This window comes from Paractinoplanes ovalisporus, assembly GCF_016834655.1.
Taxonomy (GTDB): domain Bacteria; phylum Actinomycetota; class Actinomycetes; order Mycobacteriales; family Micromonosporaceae; genus Actinoplanes; species Actinoplanes ovalisporus.
This window is the reverse complement of the sequence record NZ_JAENHP010000038.1, coordinates 39214-55536: the sequence shown is the minus strand read 5'-3', so window position 1 is coordinate 55536 and position 16323 is coordinate 39214. Positions and strand designations below refer to the sequence as shown.

Sequence of the window (16323 nt, the reverse complement as noted above, 5' to 3'; positions counted from 1 at the left end):
CGAACTCGGCTACCTCAGCCCCGATGAATACGAGACCGCCTGGCACACCCAGACCGAGCCAGATAACCTCACCCCTGCCCCGACCGGAGCCAGGTAACCCCCGCTCCCGGAAACCGGGGGGAACTCAGATCTCGATGTGGGTGGTTGCACCATGGGTTCCGTGACATCGGAGCAAGCCGAGCTCTTCGCCTTTCGAGACGGCATGCAGCCCACTGACATCGCCGTTTTCTTCGTACGTTCCACCGTTCCACCGACCAACGGATGCGCAGCTCATCCCGGCGGCCGGCCGGGAGCAGCAGTTGCGGCCGGCGCGACCAGGTGGACGCTCGGCCACGAAGTAGGACACGTACTCGGCCTCGATCACGTCGACAACAACGACCAGCTGATGACCGGGAACGGCACCGGCAGGATCACCAACCCGCCGCCGGACCTCTTGCCGTCCGAAGGTGCGACCATGGACCAGAGCGCACTGACCATCGACATCTAGGAGCAGCGATGCCCGTCGACATGAGCGACGTCCGCGCCGCCCTCGAACGCGACGAACCGGACTACACGCAGGCCCAGCAGCTGGGCCCCGGCGCCATCCCCCACTTGGCAGCCCTCGTTCGCGGCGATGACGCCATGCTTGCCGCCAAAGCGGTCTACCTCACCAGTCTCATCGACGCGGGACAGGACGCCATCAAGGTGGTAGCCGACGCTGCGAGTCACCCGGACCCCGCCGTACGGGTCGCGGCGGCCGCAGCCACCCGGCACCTGCCTGCGCACGCGGCCAGTGACATCGTCATCGCTCTTGCCGCCGACTCCGATGGCGGGGTCGCTCGGGTGGCACTGAAATCTGTGCCGGCGAAGCCCTCGGACGAACTGCGCGGACAACTGGCTTATCTGCAAGGAAACAGCGAATTCCCGGAGCTACGAGAGCTCGCGACCCACATCCTGGCCGACACCGGCCCCTGATGACGATCAGTCACGGTCGACCCTCTCGGCGCACCCCTCCTACGCCTTGCCTGAGTCCGGCGGGCGGCCTCGACGGGCCGCTTCCGGGTCAGTGTGTGACCGCGAGGCGGAGCGTCCGCAGGGCGTAGTGAATGCGCGAGCGGACCGTCCCGGGCGGGATCCGCAAATCGTCGGCGACCTCCTCGACCGTGCGGTGTCTCAGGTAGACCTCGGTCAGCACGGTGCGGTGGATCGGGTTGAGTCCGTGGAAGGCCTGGCGCAGGGCGAACCCGGCGACCGCCGAGCCCGCCGTGTCGTCGGCGTTGGGCAGGCGGTCTGCCAGATGTTCCGGCACCTCCGAAGGGCGGCTCTTGCGCCGGCGGGCCTCGTCGATGACCAGCCGCCGGGCGACGGTGAACAGCCAGCGGCGGCCGCTCTCGTCGTCGGCCGCTACCACGTCGAGGTTGCGCCAGGCCCGCAGCAGCGTCTCCTGGACCACGTCCTCGGCAGTTTGGCGCTGCCCGGCTGTGAGCGTGATCACAAAGCGGGTCAGGTGCGGGCCGTGATCGGCGATCAGTTGCTCGAACCGCTCGTCGGCCATGTCGTTTCTCCCGTTGGTCCGGGGGCAGTCCCCTGATGCGACGGGAGAAAGGTAATTCGGAGCCACTGATCTTTTTCTGACCACGAACTTACCTTGCCGTTGAGCAATCAATCGGCTTCGCTTGGTGATCACGGGTCGGTCATTTGACCCATTTATTGGCGCCTACCCGACAGTAGCCGGGTGGCAATCACCGGAATTTTATTCACATTCCACAAAGGAATGAGGCCGCCGCTCCCGCTGGCGCGGCGGCCTCCTTCGAGGACAGAGCCCCCTTCGGTCCTCATCGTGATCAACGGACGGACGAGCCGGGCCTTCACCGGTGGCACTGACAGATTCAGGTCACCGGCATGCTCGCCGATCGAGAATGTGGTGGGTTCCGGATACATTTCTCGCACGATGATCCAGTTCAATGTTCTCGGCCCGTTGCGCGTTTCGCGTGACGGCGCTGAACTGCGCGTCGGCCCGGCCCAGCGCGGCTTGTTGCTTTCGTTGCTGCTGGCGTACGCCGGTGAGAAGGTGCCGCTCACCGAGATCCTGGACGTGTTGTGGGGCGACGATCCGCCGCCCACCGCCACCAACGTCGTGCACCGCCACGTCGGGGCGTTGCGGCGCATCCTGGAGCCCGGCCTGCCGGCCCGCGAGCCCGGTCGCTGGCTGCTGAGCGAGGGTGGCGGCTACCGCCTGGACGTCGATCCGGACACGCTCGACCTGGCGCGTTTCCGGCAGCTGACCGAGCAGGCCCGCGCAGCGGCGGGCGCCGGCCTCACCGAAGAGGCCGTCACCGCGTACGGGAAAGCCTTGGGTCTGTGGCGGGCGGCGGCGGTGACCGGGCTGCCGCTCGAGGCGCAGGCGCATCCGGTGTTCGCCGGGCTCGACCGCGAGCGGTTCGCGGTGGTCGAGGAGGCCGCGACCCTCGCCCTGGAAACCGATCAGGCCGGTCAGATCCTGCCCGAGCTGCAGCGGGCGGCCGAGCTCCAGCCGCTCGACGAGCTCCTGCTGACCCTGCTGGTCCGCAGCCTCGCGGCCACCGGCCGGCAGGCCCAGGCCCTGCGCGCCTATCAGGAAATCCGCGCGAGGCTGGCCGACGAGCTGGGCGTCGACCCCGGCCCGCAGCTCGCCGAGGTGGGGGAAAGACTGCTGAGCGGCGAGCTGCTGGCGGCCCCGACCGGCACCGCCGCCCCGGCCTTCGTCCCGGCCCAGCTGCCCAACGATCTGGCCACCTTCACCGGCCGCGAGAAGGAGCTGGCCGACCTGCTCGGCCAGCCGTCGGGGACGCTGGTGATCGGGGCCGTCGGCGGGATGGCCGGCATCGGCAAGACCACCCTGGCCGTCCACCTGGCCCACCGGGTGGCCGACCGCTATCCCGACGGCCAGCTCTACCTCAACCTGCGTGGCTTCGGGCCGGACGGGTCGGCCGTGACCCCGGCCGAGGCCGTCCGGGAATTCCTCGAGGCGCTCGGCGTACCGGCCGAGGCCATTCCGGTCGGCCTGGACGCGCGCACCGCCCTCTACCGCAGCGTGCTGGCCGACCGGCGGCTCATCGTCCTGCTCGACAATGCCCGCGACCTGCAGCAGGTGCGGCCGCTGCTGCCGGGTTCGGGCGGCAGCCTCGTGCTGGTGACCAGCCGCAACCGGATGGCCGGCCTGGTCGCCGGCCATGGCGCCCGGCTGATCGGCCTGGGTCTGGTCAGCGAGGACGAGGCGGCCGACCTGCTCGGGCAGCGACTCGGGCACGACCGGGTGGCCGCCGAGCCAGCCGCGGTGTCCGAGATCGTCGAACGGTGCGGCCGCCTCCCACTGGCCCTGGCCGTCGTCGCCGCCCGGGCCGCCGCCAACCCGTCGTTCCCGCTGGCCGCGGTGGCCGCCGAGCTGCGAGCGGGCGCGCCCGGCCTGGACGCGTTCACCGTCCCCGACGCCGAGGCCGACCCGCGCGCGGTGTTCTCGTGGTCCTACCGCGCGCTCAGCTCGGACGCGGCCCGGCTGTTCCGGCTACTGGCGCTGCACCCCGGACCTTCGGTCGGGGTGGCGGCCATGGCCAGCCTGGCCGGAATCCCGGTGCGGCAGGCCGGCACCCTGGCCGGCGAACTCGCTTACAGCAGCCTGCTCACCGAAGGGCTCCCCGGGCGCTACACGCTGCACGACCTGCTGCGGTCCTACGCCACCGAACTCATGGCAGACCACGACCCGGCGTCCGAGCAGGCCGCGGCCCGGACCCGCCTGTTCGACCACTACCTGTTCACCGGCCGCGCGGCCACCGACCGGTACACCCGCACGCAGATCCCGGTCGAGCCGGACGGGCCGGCACCGGGCGTGACCCCGGAGGTGGTGGCCGACCGTGAGGCGGCGCCGGCCTGGTTCGCCGGCGAGCGCCTGCCGCTGCGCGAGCTCATCCGCACGGCCGCCGCGACCGGCCACGACCGGCACACCTGGCAACTGGTCTGGGCGCAGGAGATCTTTCTGCTGCGCCGGGGCGACTGGGAGGAGGCGGCGTCGTACGCCCGGTCGGCCGTCGCCGCCGCCGACCGCCTCGGCGACCCGATCGCCCGGGCCCACGCCCACTTCAGCCTGGGCCGGGCCGAGACCCTGCTGCGCCACGACGACGAGGCCCGCGCCGACCTCGAGCTTTCCCTGGCGATGTTCGTCCAGGAGGGACACTGCGCGGGCCAGGCGACTGTCCTCAACTACATCGGCTACCTGGCCGAACGGCTCGAGCACTACGAGGAGGCGCTGGACTACAGCCGGCAGGCGCTGTCGGTCTACGAGCGGATCGACGATTCTTTCGGCCAGGCGATGGCGCTCAACTCGATCGGCAACCTGCTGGGCACGATCGGGGACGCGCAGGGGGCGCTGCCGTACTGCCGGCGGGCGGTGAAGCTCTTCCGTGAGCTCGACGACCGGCACGGTGAGGGCGCCGCCTGGGACAGCATCGGCGTCGCCCATCTGCAGTTGACGCAGTTCGCCGAGGCCGCCGAGTGTTTCGCCCGGGCCCTGGAGCTGTTCCGGGCCGACGCCTCCCGCAACTTCGAGGCGGTGGCGCTCGACCACCTCGGCGACGCTCAGCGCAGCCTGGGTGACCTCGGGGCCGCCCGGGCGTCGTGGCATGCGGCCGCGACCATCCTCGATGACCATGACCGGCCGGCCGCGGCGACGGTCCGCGCCAAGAGCCGCGTCTAGGGCGCGACCGGTGACGGTCGAGGTGCCCGGCGGCGAGCCGTCCGGATCAGGAGATCGAGCATTTCCCCGTACGGAAGTCCGGCCGCCTCCCACATCCGCGGGAACTGCGACATGGCCGTGAGCCGGGGCGCGTCCTTGACCTCGTTCAGCGTGAGCTCTCCGTCCGCGCCGAGGAAGAAGTCGACCCGGAGCAGCCCGGCCCCGCCGAGCGCGCGGAACACCTGGACCGCCCGCGCCTGGACCCGGGCTGTGGTGGCGGCGTCGAGGTCGGCCGGCACGACGTGCTCGGTCAGCGCCCGGCGGTAGCCACCGCCCCCGGCCACCTTCACCTCGAGCGGCGGCGCGGCCAGGAGCCGCCCGTCCGGCATCTCGAGCACGCCTACGTTCACCTCACGACCCGGCACGGCCGCCTCGACCAGCACCCGGCGGTCGAACCGCCGGGCCGCCGCCACCGCCTCGGGCAGGGCCCCGGCATCGAGCACCCGGGATACGCCGAAACCGGAGCCGCCCCGGGCCGGCTTGACGAACAGGGGCAGGCCGAGCCGTCGCTGGTCGGTCGTGGACAGTCGCTCGCCGTCCTCCAGGGTCACGCCGTCGGCGACGGCCACGACCCCGGACAGCACGGTCTTGGTGAGACCCCGGTCCATGGCGACGGTGGCCGCGAGAGTTCCGCTGCCGACGTAGGGCACACCGACGTACTCCAGGACGCTCTGCACGATGCTGTGCCGGGTGGCCGGTCCGTGCACCACCGGCAGCACGACATCAGACGCCCGCAGCACTTTCATCGCCTCGAAGAAGTGAGCCGACGACAGCTCCGGCTCGGGGGTCATGAAGTGCAGCGAGATCTCGTCGACCAGGTGGGCCGGGATGTCGTGCCCCACCGACCAGCGCCCGTGCGGCGTGATCCGGATCGGCGTCACGGTGTAGCGGGACCGGTCGAGCCCCCGGACCACGGTCGCGGCCGAACTCACCGACACCGCGTGCTCGGCGTTCTGCCCGCCGAATAGCACCACGACCCGGGTCAGCCAGGGCAGATCGTTGCGAATGACGTCCACGACCGGCACAACGTAACCGCCCGCCGCTCCTTCACTTGAAGTTCTGAGTATTTCCTCAGGGCCGGCTCCGGTGACGCTCGAAGCGAAGCCCGCACTGGGCGCGGTCCGCTAGACGGAGCCGCGACCGGGAGTTGCCTGTTGACTACGCGCCATCACAGGTACGGTAGTGCACGTCACAGTCCCCCATGAGTTGGCCAAAGCGGAGGTTAGGCGTGCCGGTCACAGGCCAACGCGTCGTACGGCGGGCATTGGGGCGGCGATTGACGCGGCTGCGCACGGCTTCCGGCATGAGCCGGCGTGATGTGGTGGAGGCGCGGCTGGGCATCTCGGAGCCGACGCTGCACCGCATCGAGACGGGCAAGGTGCCGGTCACCGGGGCCAACGTACGCGCGCTCTGCTGGCTCTACAACGCGGACCAGAGCATCACCGACGCGCTGGCCGACCTCGCGCTGGGCACGTCACAGCAGGAATGGTGGGACGCCAGCCCGGTGATCCCCGAGTGGTTCAAGCTGTACGTCGGGCTGGAGGCGTCCGCGTCGCGAATGTTCGGGTACGACGGCGAGATCGTCCCCGGCGAACTTCAGACCCCGGAGTACGCGCGAGCCATCTTCGGCGCCGAGCAGCCGGCCGACTCGGAAATGGCCGAGCGTCATATCAATCTGCGTATGCAGCGCCAGAAGACGTTGTTCGCCCGCACCCCGGCGGTCCGCCTCGTGACGGTGCTCGGCGAGGGGGCACTGATCCGGCCGGTCGGCGGCGAGCAGGTGATGAAAGGCCAGATCGAGCACCTACGGCGGCTGTCCACCCAGGACGCGGTCGACATCCGGGTGCTGCCGTTCACGGTCGGGGCGCACGCGGCGATGGCCGGCGCCTTCCGGATCCTGGAGTTCGACGACCCGGACGATCCGGACGTGGTCTACCTCGAATCGCACGTCGGTGCGCTCTACCTCGAGGAGCAGGTCGAGGTCGACGAATACCGGCGGGTCTTCGATCTCATCACAAGAGATTCCGTGCCGGTCGCCGAGTTCGCATGACGGGGCACGGAATCCGGGCGTAATCAGTCGGCCAGGAGCCGGTCGAACTCGCCGCGCTTGGCGCCGAAGAGAAACGAGTCCCACTCCTCGGTCGTGAAAACGACGGTCCCGGCCTCGCGTGCGTTGCTGTTACGGACCTCGATGAGGCCGTCCTGACGCCGCGCCTCGACACAACTGCCGCCATTGCCGGTCGACCTGCTGGACATCATCCAGCCGGCTTCGCTGCTCATCAGTGCCCTCCCCGCTGGCAGAACTACTTTGCGTAATTGAAGTGCCACAGATTCGGTTGCGACATGTCACTCCTCGTCCGTTTCCAACGGAAATTGAGCACCGCTGGAAGACGCACGTTTCTTTCACCACGAAAGTGACAGCACTCAGAGTAGATGAAACCCGTCTCTGATGCATCATGTCATCGTGAGACCTGTCCTCGTGAAATCTTGCACGAGCCTGGGGCGGCTGACATGATTCTTTTGCGGCTGGCCGGCCGCAGTTCTGAGAGGACGGCCGATGCGGATCCTCGCTCCTGCAGCCGCCCCAACGGGCGACGTACCGTCAGGTAACGCTCCGCTGCGGACCGAGTCCGACGTCGCCCGCCTCCAGGCCCGCATCGATCAGCTCGCGGCGCACGTCCAGAAACTCGAGCAGGAGCGCGCCTCACTGCGCTGGATGGCCGGCCACGACGAGCTCACCGGGCTCGCCAACCGCCGCCTCTTCCACGCGCTCGCCCCGGAGCAACTGCGCGCCGGCGATTGCTCGCCGGCCGTCGTGATCCTCGACCTCAACGGCTTCAAGCCGATCAACGACACGTACGGGCACGATGCCGGCGACGAGGTCCTGCGGGTGATCGCCCGGCGCATGGCCGCCTGCCTCGGTGACCAACTGGTGGCCCGGCTCGGCGGTGACGAGTTCGCCGCCCTGCCGTGCGCCCCGCACGCCGAGGTCCCGCCGACGTGGTGGCACGAGCTGGCCGGCTCGCTGAGCGCGGCGATCGCACCCCCGATGGGCGTGCAGGGACACACCCTGTCGGTCACCGCCTCGATCGGCGTCGTGCCGGCCGAGCGTTCCGCCGACCTTCCCGAGCTGCTGCGCCGCGCCGACCAGGCGATGTTCAGCGCCAAGCGACACACGGCCGGCACCGGCAAGGCCGGGATCACCTGGGTCGTCAGCACCGAAAGCGGCGACCACACCGAGACGTACGGGGCGGCCGCCACTCCCCTGTCCGCGGGCGACCCGGTGTGGGTGCACCGCAGCGGCGCTCGTCGTGCGGGCGTGGTGGAGAGCGCCTGCGAATGGGCGGCCCTGGTTCGCTACCGGTCCCCGAACGGCGCCGGCACGCTGGTCGACACGATCCCCACCAACTCGCTCACGGTCCGCGACGAAGCCGATCCGTACCTGGACCTCTCCGCCTACCGCTGACGGGTCAGTCCACCGTCAGCACGAGCTTGCCGAGCAGGCCACCGGCCAGCACCCGGCGGTGGGCGTCGGCCGCTTCGGTCAACGGCATCGTGACCGCCACGCGGGTGCTCAGCCGCCCCGCCGCCACCTGCCCCACCAGGTCGGCCAACAGCTCGCGGTCGAGATGGATGAGTTGCAGCTCCTGACGCACACCACGGTCGGGGACCAGGGGCGGCGTGGGCCGGGTCGCGACCACGACTCCCCTGTCCTCGACGGCAGCGGACGCCGCCTCACCGACGGGAACCGCGTCGAACACCGCTGACACCGGCCCCACCGTGGACAGATCGGCCGTACGGGAAATGACCTCGTGAGCGCCGAGACCGCGCACCCATTGCTCATCGCCGTCACTGGCCTGCGCCGTGACACGGAAGCCGCTCTGCACAGCGAGCTGGGTGGCGAAACCGCCGACACCGCCGCTGGCTCCAGTGACCAGAATGCTGCTGCCCTTCGGGAGCATGGCCAGCGACACCAGCGACAGACCCTGGTGGGCGGTCTGGGCGTTGAGCGGCACCGTGGCCGCGGACACGAAGTCGAGCTCGTCGGGCAACCGCACCAGCCAATCTGCGTCGGCCGCCACGAACTGGGCATAGCCGCCCGGTGCACCCCGGGTCACGTACCACGGAATCATCCCGACGACCCGATCGCCCACGCCGAACTCCGCCGGGCCGGGGCCGACCGATGCGACCTCGCCGGCGATGTCCCACCCGGGCAGAAACGGCGTCGGCACCGGCCCGCGCGGGATTTCCCCGGTGGTGGAGGCGACGTCAGCCGGATGCACACAGACGGCCCGGACGCGGACCACCACCTGCCCGGGCCCCGCCTCAGGCTCGGGCAGCTCGGTCACCTGCAACACTTCAGGCCCGCCAAGCGCGGCCGCGACGACTCCCAGCACGCGTCCACTCTAGACCCACGGAGCCCGTTCTCGGATCCGGCCGCCTTTCGCCGCCCGCCACCGGACAGGGCGGGTGCGACAGGGCCGGAGCCCGGGTTAAAACACCGCCGCGGGATGACGACAGACGGTCCGGACGAGCGGTTGCGAAGCGATGTCACGACCCGGTTGTGTGCCACCGGTTCGGCGGTCGCGTCGGTGTCGTCCGGCCGCTCGGCCATGGCGCTGATCAGCGAGCAGCACTTCGATCTGGTGGTCGTGGACCTCGACATCCCTGACCTGCTCGAACTGGCCGATTGCCGGCTCGACGCCGCGGATCGGCCGCCGGTGCTGTGCATGACCGATGCGACGCCCTCGAGCAGGTGCTTCCCGAGGCGGGTCGGCGGGTGGAGGACTACCTCACCAAGCCTTACCGCATCGCCACGTTGCTGGCTCGCACTCAGGTTCTGCGCACCGGGAAGATCGCGCTGAGTCAGGACTGCCATCCAACTGCGCCCTCCGTCACGGCCGGCTAGGACCAGATGGCCTGCGCGACGAGCCCTGGACAATGGACGAGAGCGGGCGGCTACCCGAATCGGCCGCCCAGAGAGACCCGCTCATGCGTGCCCTTGGCATCGCTCAACCGGGCGACCGTGCGTGGGCAACGCTCCGCGAGAGCGAGTCTGTGACATTGTCGGTCGGGCGCCATATGACGTCATCCGTATCCGCCCCGATCGTCTCGGAACCCGGTGAAACCATTGTCTGGTGGCAATTCCCAGCGAGGAGCGACCGTCCGGAAAGGCTGGATCTTCGTCTGCGCCGCCATCGGTAGCGCCGTCCTCGCCCTCGCTTACCTTCTTGAGTGGCGATGGCATTGGCAGGGTGTATCGCCCACTGTTCTCGTCAATGTGGGCACCGGCATCGGACTAGCAGGTTTCTTGTTCTGGCTGGGGCTACGGTTCTCGGCTGAAACCAAGCGCTCGATCGAGCAGGCTGTCCATCGAACAACTGACGAGGTCAGTAAACAGGCCGGTGAACGGGAGCGGGAGCTCAGAACCCGTCTGGATGATCTGCAAGTAACACTCGAGCAACGCTTGCAGGAGCACGCTGCCGGCCAGGATGAACGGGTCGCCTTGCTGGCTCAGGAGCCTACTTTCGAGAACTTGACGGGCCTTCTCACCGAGGCGAACAAGCTCGAAGCGTTCGACAACGGCCGGATCACCGTACATGCGAGCGGTGACCCGGACGGGTTGGCTTTGAGGTTTTCCTGGCATTTCAATCCGGATGAGCGCGAAAGACCGCAGGGGCCTCACCTCGACATCGAGGTTCGCACGCAGGACGAAGTCAAGTCTCCGACCCGCCGCAGGGTCATCACACTCGAGTGGCTCCCGTCGGAGTCAGCGGTAGATGTAGCCGAGAAGGTGGTCGCACGTCTACGAGAGGCCGGTCTCTGGCAAGGCCGGGAGTCCCTCGACTGGCAGCTGGCGCTCAAGAACCTTCAGCAGAGCATCAACGTTGGCATGGCCGCTCGTCGGCGGGACGGTGGCGCATGGCCCCTCACTGGCTCGCTGGTCGAGCTCGTCGGGGATGATTGGGCCATCACGACGAACGGCCTGGTGTGCCGGTCGAGGAACTTCAGCGTCGCCGGCGGTCGGCTCGACCGGAAGCTGCCTTTTCCGCAAAGCGGTCCCGATTGGGCCGACCCCGACGAGTGGTACCGCGTTGTCTCACGGGCCAGAACAGTGTTTCCGAGGACGTACGAGGTCCCGCAGCCCGGTCAAGGGACGTGGCGGCCATGGGTTGGATGAGCGGCTGCCAGCCGATGCCTGATCGTCGGCCGGCAACGAATTCGGTTCTTCAGCCACAGCCGACCTGTCCGGGTCTGAAGGAGGCCGATCCCCGGCCCTGACCGCGTGGTCCGTCGCACTGCGGGCACGAGTTTCCCGGGGCGGAGCACCTTCTCCGGCGTGTCCGGCAGCGTCGGGACGCCCCAGCCATGCGATACAGTCGGCCTGATTGGATGCCGCGACCAGGGGTGAGCCGATGGAGCCATCCACGTCCAACAATCACGACGATCTTCGGCGTTCGGCCGCCGAGCAGGCGGCGCTGCGGCGGGTGGCGACGTTGGTGGCGAGTGGCGCCCCGGCCGCCGAGGTCTTCGAGGCTCTCGTGACCGAGGTCGGTCTGCTGATGCCGGCGACCGACGCCGCCCTGGTGCGCCTGCACGGTGACGAGACGGTGACCATGATCGGTCGCTGGAACGAGTTCGACGGATACCGGAGCATCGGCGTCAAACATCCGTTCGGCACCGGCACGCTGGCCCGGCTGATCTGGGATTCCAAGCGCCCGAGCCGGGTCACGAGTTATTCGGAAACGTCCGGCTCGCTGGCTGACATGATCCGCAGCTGGGGCTGGCGATCGTCGGTGGGCGCCCCCGTTGTCGTCAACGCCGAGGTGTGGGGCCTCACCGCCGTGGGTTCGACGAACGGCGAAGTACATCCACCCGGTACGGAAGAGCAGTTGGCGGCGTTCACGGAATTGCTGGCGATCGCGATTGCCAACGCTCAGAGCCGTGCGGAGCTCGAGCAGCTCGCGGCTGAGCAGGAGAGCCACCGCCGAGCTTCGGGAGATCGTCAGTGGGATCCTCCCGGCGTCGCTGACCCGCAGCGGGTTGCCCGGCGGGGTGGAGTCGCTTCTGGTCGACCTGCCGCTGCCGGTCGAGACGGACGTCGAGGTGCCCCGGCTGGCCGTGGAGGTCGAGACCACCGCCTATTTTGTCATCGCCGAGGCGCTCACCAACGTCGTCAAGCACGCCAAGGCCGGCCGGGCGTGGGTTCGCGTCGGCCTCACCGACGGCATCCTGCGCGTCGAGGTGGGAGACGACGGCGTGGGCGGCGCCCGGACCGGGTCGGGTTCGGGCCTGACGGGCCTGTTCGACCGCGTCGAGGCCCGCGGTGGTCAGCTGCTGGTTCGCAGCGCACCGGGGCAGGGCACGACGATAGAGGCGATCCTGCCGGTCCCCTCACGCTGACCTTTCCACCGGTTCATCGCCGTCGGGTGTCCGCGCGCAGATAGGTCAGCACCGCCTGCACTCGGCGGTGCTCGCTGTCCGTGGGGGTGATGCGCAGCTTGCGGAAGATCGCCGTCACGTGCTTCTCGACGGAGGCGTGGCTGATGAGCAGGCTCTCGGCGACGCCCGAGTTGGACAGCCCTTCGGCCATCGCCGCCAGCACGGCCAGTTCACGGGGAGTCAGCTGCTGAAGCGGGCCCGCCCTGGTGTGGCGGCCGAGCATCCGGACGACCACCTCGGGATCCAGGGCGCTGCCACCGGCCGCGACGCGACGGATGGCGTCGACGAACGTCGTGACGTCGCCGACCCGTTCCTTGAGCAGGTAGCCGACCCCTTCGGGCCGATCCCCGATCAGATCCATCACGTACGCCGGTTCGCAGAACTGCGACAGGATCAGCACCCCGATCCGCGGTGAGCGGCGGCGCAACTCCATCGCCGTCCGCAAGCCGTCGTCGGCCCGGCGCGGCGGCATCTGGACGTCGGTGATGACGACGTCGGGGCGATAGGCCAGAGCGCGTTGCAGAAGGTCGTCGGCGTCGCCGGAGCGCGCGACGACATCGAGCCCGGCGTCGGTCAGGATCCGGGCCACGCCCTCGCGCAGCAGGACGTCGTCCTCCCCGATCGCCACCCGCAACGGGCGGCCGGTGTCATCGGTCGTCATCGGTGTGGTCCTCGAGGAGTCGTCGCAGGGCCGGGCTCACCAGCTCGTCCTTCGGGAAGAACCCGATCGCTCCGGCACGCGTGGCCGCGGCGACGTTCGCCGGGTCGGCGTCGGAGGAGAAGATCACGACCCGCGTCGTCCAGGGCTTCTCCCGCAGTTGCCGGGTCAGGGAGAAACCGTCGCCGTCCGGCAGGCCGACATCGACCAGCGCGATGCCGGGGCGCCACGCGTCGGCGTAGACGAGGGCTTCGGCGACCGAGCCGGCCTCCCCGATCACCGCGTGACCCCAGTCGCGCAGGATCCGTACGAGAAGCCCCCGTACGGAAGCGTCGTCGTCGACGACGAGGATCGAGCCCATCCACCCATCGTGTCAGCGCGACTTCGCGGTGGCGGTAGGGCTGACCGGAAATCGGTGACGACCGCGGGACGGCCCGCCTTTTCTTCCGGTGAACCCCACCGCTGTTCGGGTCAACCGGTCTGGTCGGCGGCCGGGATGTTTGCGAGCTTCGGACACATGGCCACCATCACTGTCGGCACGGAGAACTCGACCTCGATCGACCTCTACTACGAGGACCACGGCAGCGGGCCGGCCGTCGTCCTGATCAGCGGCTGGCCGTTCGACAGCCGCTCCTGGGAAGCCCAGATCCACCCGCTGCTGGCCGCGGGCCACCGGGTGATCGCCTACGACCGGCGCGGCTTCGGCCGGTCCAGCCGACCGGCCGACGGCTACGACTTCGACACCCTGGCCGCCGACCTCGACACGCTCCTGAACGAGCTCGACCTGCACGAGGTCACCCTGGTCGGATTGTCGCTGGGAACCGGGGAGGTCGCCCGCTACATCGGCGTCCACGGCACGCAGCGGCTGCGGGCGTGCGTGTTCATCGAAAGCCTCGCGCCCTCGTTCACCCGGTCCGCCGACAACCCCAAGGGTGTCGACCGAGCCGGCGTCGAGGCTGTCCAGCAGGCCTTCCGCCACGACCGGCCGGCCTGGCTCACCGCCACCATGAACGACTTCCTCAACCTGGATCAGCTGCTCGGCACGCGGGTCAGCGAGGACGCCGTACGCAATCTGTGGAACGCCGGCGCCGACGCGTCACCGATCGCGACCTGGGCCTGTCCGCGCACCTGGCTCGAGGAGTTCCACAACGACGTCAAACGCATCGACATCCCGACGCTGATCCTGCACGGCACCGCCGACCGCATCCTGTCCGTCGAAGGCCAGGGACGCCGGCTGCACGCGGCGCTGCCGGACGCCCGCTACGTCGAGATCGACGGTGGACCGCACCTCATGTGTCTCACCCACGCCGAGCAGGTCAACCGGGAGCTGCTCGCTTTCCTCAGCCGATAGAAAGGCCAGCACATGCCAACAGTCACGACATCGGACGGGACCGAGATCTTCTTCAAGGACTGGGGCAGCGGGCAACCCGTCGTCTTCAGCCACGGCTGGCCCCTCACCGCGGACGCCTGGGACGGCTCCGCGAACTTCGTGGCCAGTCACGGGTTCCGGGCCGTCGCCCACGACCGTCGCGGTGGTGGACGCTCGAGCCAGCCGTGGGAGGGAAACGACCTCGACCACTACGCCGACGACCTGGCCGCCGCCATCGAGCATCTCGACCTGCACGACATCGTCCTGGTCGGGCACTCCACCGGCGGGGGTGAGGTCACCCGGTACGTCGGACGTCACGGCACCTCCCGGGTCGCCAAGATGGTGCTGCTCGGAGCCATCCCGCCGCTGATGCTCAAGACCCCCGCCAACCCGGAAGGGCTGCCGATCGAGCCGTTCAACGAGATCCGTGAGGCCGTGCTCGCCGACCGGTCGCAGTACTACAGGGATCTGGCCTTCCCGTTCTACGGCGCCAACCGGCCGGGGTCGACCGTGAGCCAAGGTGCCCATGACGCGTTCTGGCTGATGTCCATGACGGTCGGCATCAAGAGCGCGTACGACTGCGTCAAGGCGTTCTCCGAGACGGACCTCACCGAAGACCTCAAGAAGATCGACGTGCCGACGCTGATCCTGCACGGTGACGACGACCAGATCGTGCCGATCCAGGCGGCGGCGTTGAAGTCCTCGAAGATCGTCGCCAACTCGACGCTCAAGGTCTACCCCGGCGCCCCGCACGGCCTGACCGGCGCCCATGAGCAGGAGTTCAACAAGGACCTGCTCGCCTTCATCACCAGCTGATACCCGTACGGATCTCGCAGCTCCCCGGAAATGGATGGAGGATCATGACCACGCGCCATCAGCCGGAGGACGAACTCGCCGGCAAGCTCAAGCGGACCGAACTGCAACGGCAGCCGTCCTCAATTCTCGGCCGGGAGATCGTTCAGGTGCGCACCGAGATTCCCGCCGGCGTCGAGTCCGGGTGGCACATCCATCCCGGCGAGGAGGTCGGCTACATCCTGGCCGGGACGGTTCACATGATGATTCAGGATCAGACGACGCTTACGCTGCGGGCCGGGGACGGTTTCCTCATCCCGCCCCGAACACCACACAACGCCACCGACCTCGGCCCTGGAACCGGGCTGATGCTGTCCACCTACATCGTCGAGACGGGCCAGCCACTGGCGACCTTCGTGCACTGACCGCCTGGGTGATCAGACCGCTACCGCCGGGCGGCGGGTGCGGGTGTGGATCAGCCAGGCGGAGCCGAGGGCGATGACCGTGGCAATGGCGGGCCCCGCGATCATCGTCGGCCGGCCGGTGGCGAGGCCGACCACGAGATCGCCGAACTGGGCCACGCCCGCGATCAGCAGGATCGGGACCGAGCGACGCAGATCGGCCAGGACCACCCAGCAGAGCGCGACGGCGATCGGGATGGCCCTCACCGCGTACAGCGTGGCGAAGTCCCGGTCCGGCTCCGGCCCGACGCCCGGCAGCAGCGACGGATCGATCAGCGCGAGCACCCCGAAACCCGCCGAGATGACCGCCGAGATCACGTTCAACACTTTCAACACTGAATCGTTCACGCCTTGAATCATTCACCCAAGCTAGCATCGCAGGCATGGTGAACGGAACCCCCGTCGACAGCCTGAACTTCCGGCTCGGCGTCCTGGGCTCGATCCAGGAGGGCCGGTGGGCCGCCCGGCTCGCGCGCTACGACCTGAAGCCCAAACACGTGGCCCTGCTCAGCGCGCTCCGGCTCGGCCACGAGGGCGCACAGCAGGACCTGGCCGTGACGCTGCGGGTCGCCCCCAGCCTGGTGGTGCTGCTCGCCGACCACCTGGTCGCGCTGGAGGCGGTGGAACGCGTCCGGGACCACACCGACCGCCGCCGCCAGCGGTTGCAGATGACCCCCGAGGGCGACCGCCTGCTCGACCTCTGCACCGCCGACGCACAGGAACTGGACAACGAACTGGCCGCTTCCCTGACCGCCGCCGACCGGGCTGCCCTGACGCGGGTGCTGGCCAAACTCGCCGCCGCCGAAGGTCTGCCGTCATGACTGACCCGGTTGAGAGGACACGCCCTTCGTCG

At 69.3% G+C, this 16323-nt stretch carries 19 protein-coding genes and 1 pseudogene; 13 read left to right on the top strand and 7 right to left on the bottom strand.

Features of this window, described 5'->3' with window-relative positions; genetic code table 11:
• Nucleotides 1–151 precede the first annotated feature (151 nt).
• A complete protein-coding gene (locus tag JIG36_RS49875; RefSeq protein ID WP_203383977.1) occupies nt 152–487 on the top strand; it encodes a hypothetical protein in 336 nt (111 codons plus the stop codon).
• Nucleotides 488–495: 8 nt separating this feature from the next.
• The gene (locus JIG36_RS49870) at nt 496–954 is read left to right on the top strand and encodes a hypothetical protein (RefSeq protein ID WP_203383976.1); all 459 of its coding nucleotides are present in this window, start codon (nt 496–498) and stop codon (nt 952–954) included.
• An 88-nt stretch (nt 955–1042) separates the two neighbouring features.
• Here the strand turns inward: JIG36_RS49870 and JIG36_RS49865 are convergent, their stop codons facing one another.
• On the bottom strand, nt 1043–1534 hold the full coding sequence (locus JIG36_RS49865; RefSeq protein WP_203383975.1) for a sigma-70 family RNA polymerase sigma factor: 492 nt from the start codon (nt 1532–1534) through the stop codon (nt 1043–1045).
• A gap of 396 nt (nt 1535–1930) precedes the next feature.
• Between JIG36_RS49865 and JIG36_RS49860 the strand changes: the two genes are divergently transcribed.
• Complete coding sequence (locus tag JIG36_RS49860) at nt 1931–4708, top strand: AfsR/SARP family transcriptional regulator (RefSeq protein WP_203383974.1); 2778 nt, start codon at nt 1931–1933, stop codon at nt 4706–4708.
• Here the strand turns inward: JIG36_RS49860 and JIG36_RS49855 are convergent.
• Nucleotides 4705–5763 (bottom strand): D-alanine--D-alanine ligase family protein, encoded by a 1059-nt coding sequence (locus JIG36_RS49855; RefSeq protein ID WP_203383973.1) that lies wholly within the window; start codon nt 5761–5763, stop codon nt 4705–4707. The genes JIG36_RS49860 and JIG36_RS49855 overlap by 4 nt on opposite strands.
• 185 nt (nt 5764–5948) lie before the next feature.
• Here JIG36_RS49855 and JIG36_RS49850 point away from each other — a divergent pair, with 185 nt between their 5' ends.
• Nucleotides 5949–6797 carry a helix-turn-helix domain-containing protein gene (locus JIG36_RS49850; RefSeq protein WP_268919963.1) on the top strand — a complete coding sequence of 283 codons (849 nt, stop codon included), beginning with the start codon at nt 5949–5951 and terminating at the stop codon, nt 6795–6797.
• A gap of 23 nt (nt 6798–6820) precedes the next feature.
• On the opposite strand, the gene JIG36_RS49845 is transcribed toward JIG36_RS49850, so the two are convergent.
• A complete protein-coding gene (locus tag JIG36_RS49845) occupies nt 6821–7027 on the bottom strand; it encodes a DUF397 domain-containing protein (RefSeq protein ID WP_203383971.1) in 207 nt (68 codons plus the stop codon).
• Nucleotides 7028–7304: 277 nt separating this feature from the next.
• Between JIG36_RS49845 and JIG36_RS49840 the strand changes: the two genes are divergently transcribed.
• The gene (locus JIG36_RS49840) at nt 7305–8213 is read left to right on the top strand and encodes a GGDEF domain-containing protein (RefSeq protein ID WP_203383970.1); all 909 of its coding nucleotides are present in this window, start codon (nt 7305–7307) and stop codon (nt 8211–8213) included.
• A gap of 4 nt (nt 8214–8217) precedes the next feature.
• On the opposite strand, the gene JIG36_RS49835 is transcribed toward JIG36_RS49840, so the two are convergent.
• Complete coding sequence (locus tag JIG36_RS49835) at nt 8218–9144, bottom strand: NADP-dependent oxidoreductase (RefSeq protein ID WP_203383969.1); 927 nt, start codon at nt 9142–9144, stop codon at nt 8218–8220.
• A gap of 114 nt (nt 9145–9258) precedes the next feature.
• On the opposite strand from JIG36_RS49835, the gene JIG36_RS49830 reads away from it, so the two are divergent.
• The 4 genes and pseudogenes from JIG36_RS49830 to JIG36_RS52975 all read left to right on the top strand — a co-directional run bounded on the left by JIG36_RS49830 (nt 9259) and on the right by JIG36_RS52975 (nt 12151).
• Nucleotides 9259–9612, top strand: coding sequence for a response regulator (locus JIG36_RS49830; RefSeq protein WP_203383968.1), 354 nt, complete (start codon nt 9259–9261; stop codon nt 9610–9612).
• Between the two features lie 416 nt (nt 9613–10028).
• The gene (locus tag JIG36_RS49825) at nt 10029–10928 is read left to right on the top strand and encodes a hypothetical protein (RefSeq protein ID WP_203383967.1); all 900 of its coding nucleotides are present in this window, start codon (nt 10029–10031) and stop codon (nt 10926–10928) included.
• Nucleotides 10929–11163: 235 nt separating this feature from the next.
• A pseudogene (locus JIG36_RS54740) lies at nt 11164–11664 on the top strand (GAF domain-containing protein); the annotation flags it as partial.
• 28 nt (nt 11665–11692) lie between these two features.
• Nucleotides 11693–12151 carry a sensor histidine kinase gene (locus JIG36_RS52975; protein ID WP_236050076.1) on the top strand — a complete coding sequence of 153 codons (459 nt, stop codon included), beginning with the start codon at nt 11693–11695 and terminating at the stop codon, nt 12149–12151.
• 13 nt (nt 12152–12164) lie between these two features.
• On the opposite strand, the gene JIG36_RS49815 is transcribed toward JIG36_RS52975, so the two are convergent.
• Together JIG36_RS49815 and JIG36_RS49810 are read right to left on the bottom strand one after the other, a co-directional pair.
• A complete protein-coding gene (locus JIG36_RS49815) occupies nt 12165–12851 on the bottom strand; it encodes a response regulator transcription factor (protein WP_236050074.1) in 687 nt (228 codons plus the stop codon).
• Nucleotides 12838–13209, bottom strand: coding sequence for a response regulator (locus tag JIG36_RS49810; protein ID WP_203383965.1), 372 nt, complete (start codon nt 13207–13209; stop codon nt 12838–12840). The genes JIG36_RS49815 and JIG36_RS49810 overlap by 14 nt, the downstream gene beginning before the upstream one ends.
• Nucleotides 13210–13365: 156 nt before the next feature.
• Here JIG36_RS49810 and JIG36_RS49805 point away from each other — a divergent pair, with 156 nt between their 5' ends.
• The 3 genes from JIG36_RS49805 to JIG36_RS49795 are packed head-to-tail and all read left to right on the top strand — an operon-like array spanning nt 13366 to nt 15434.
• Nucleotides 13366–14199 carry an alpha/beta fold hydrolase gene (locus tag JIG36_RS49805; protein WP_203383964.1) on the top strand — a complete coding sequence of 278 codons (834 nt, stop codon included), beginning with the start codon at nt 13366–13368 and terminating at the stop codon, nt 14197–14199.
• A 12-nt stretch (nt 14200–14211) separates the two neighbouring features.
• Nucleotides 14212–15033, top strand: a complete 822-nt coding sequence (locus tag JIG36_RS49800; RefSeq protein ID WP_203383963.1) for an alpha/beta fold hydrolase — start codon at nt 14212–14214, stop codon at nt 15031–15033.
• 44 nt (nt 15034–15077) lie between these two features.
• Entirely contained in the window at nt 15078–15434 is a 357-nt protein-coding gene (locus JIG36_RS49795; protein ID WP_203383962.1) for a cupin domain-containing protein, read from the top strand.
• 12 nt (nt 15435–15446) lie between these two features.
• Here the strand turns inward: JIG36_RS49795 and JIG36_RS49790 are convergent, their stop codons facing one another.
• On the bottom strand, nt 15447–15818 hold the full coding sequence (locus JIG36_RS49790; protein ID WP_203383961.1) for a hypothetical protein: 372 nt from the start codon (nt 15816–15818) through the stop codon (nt 15447–15449).
• Nucleotides 15819–15853: 35 nt separating this feature from the next.
• Between JIG36_RS49790 and JIG36_RS49785 the strand changes: the two genes are divergently transcribed.
• Entirely contained in the window at nt 15854–16291 is a 438-nt protein-coding gene (locus tag JIG36_RS49785; protein ID WP_203383960.1) for a MarR family winged helix-turn-helix transcriptional regulator, read from the top strand.
• The last annotated feature ends 32 nt before the right edge of the window (nt 16292–16323 follow it).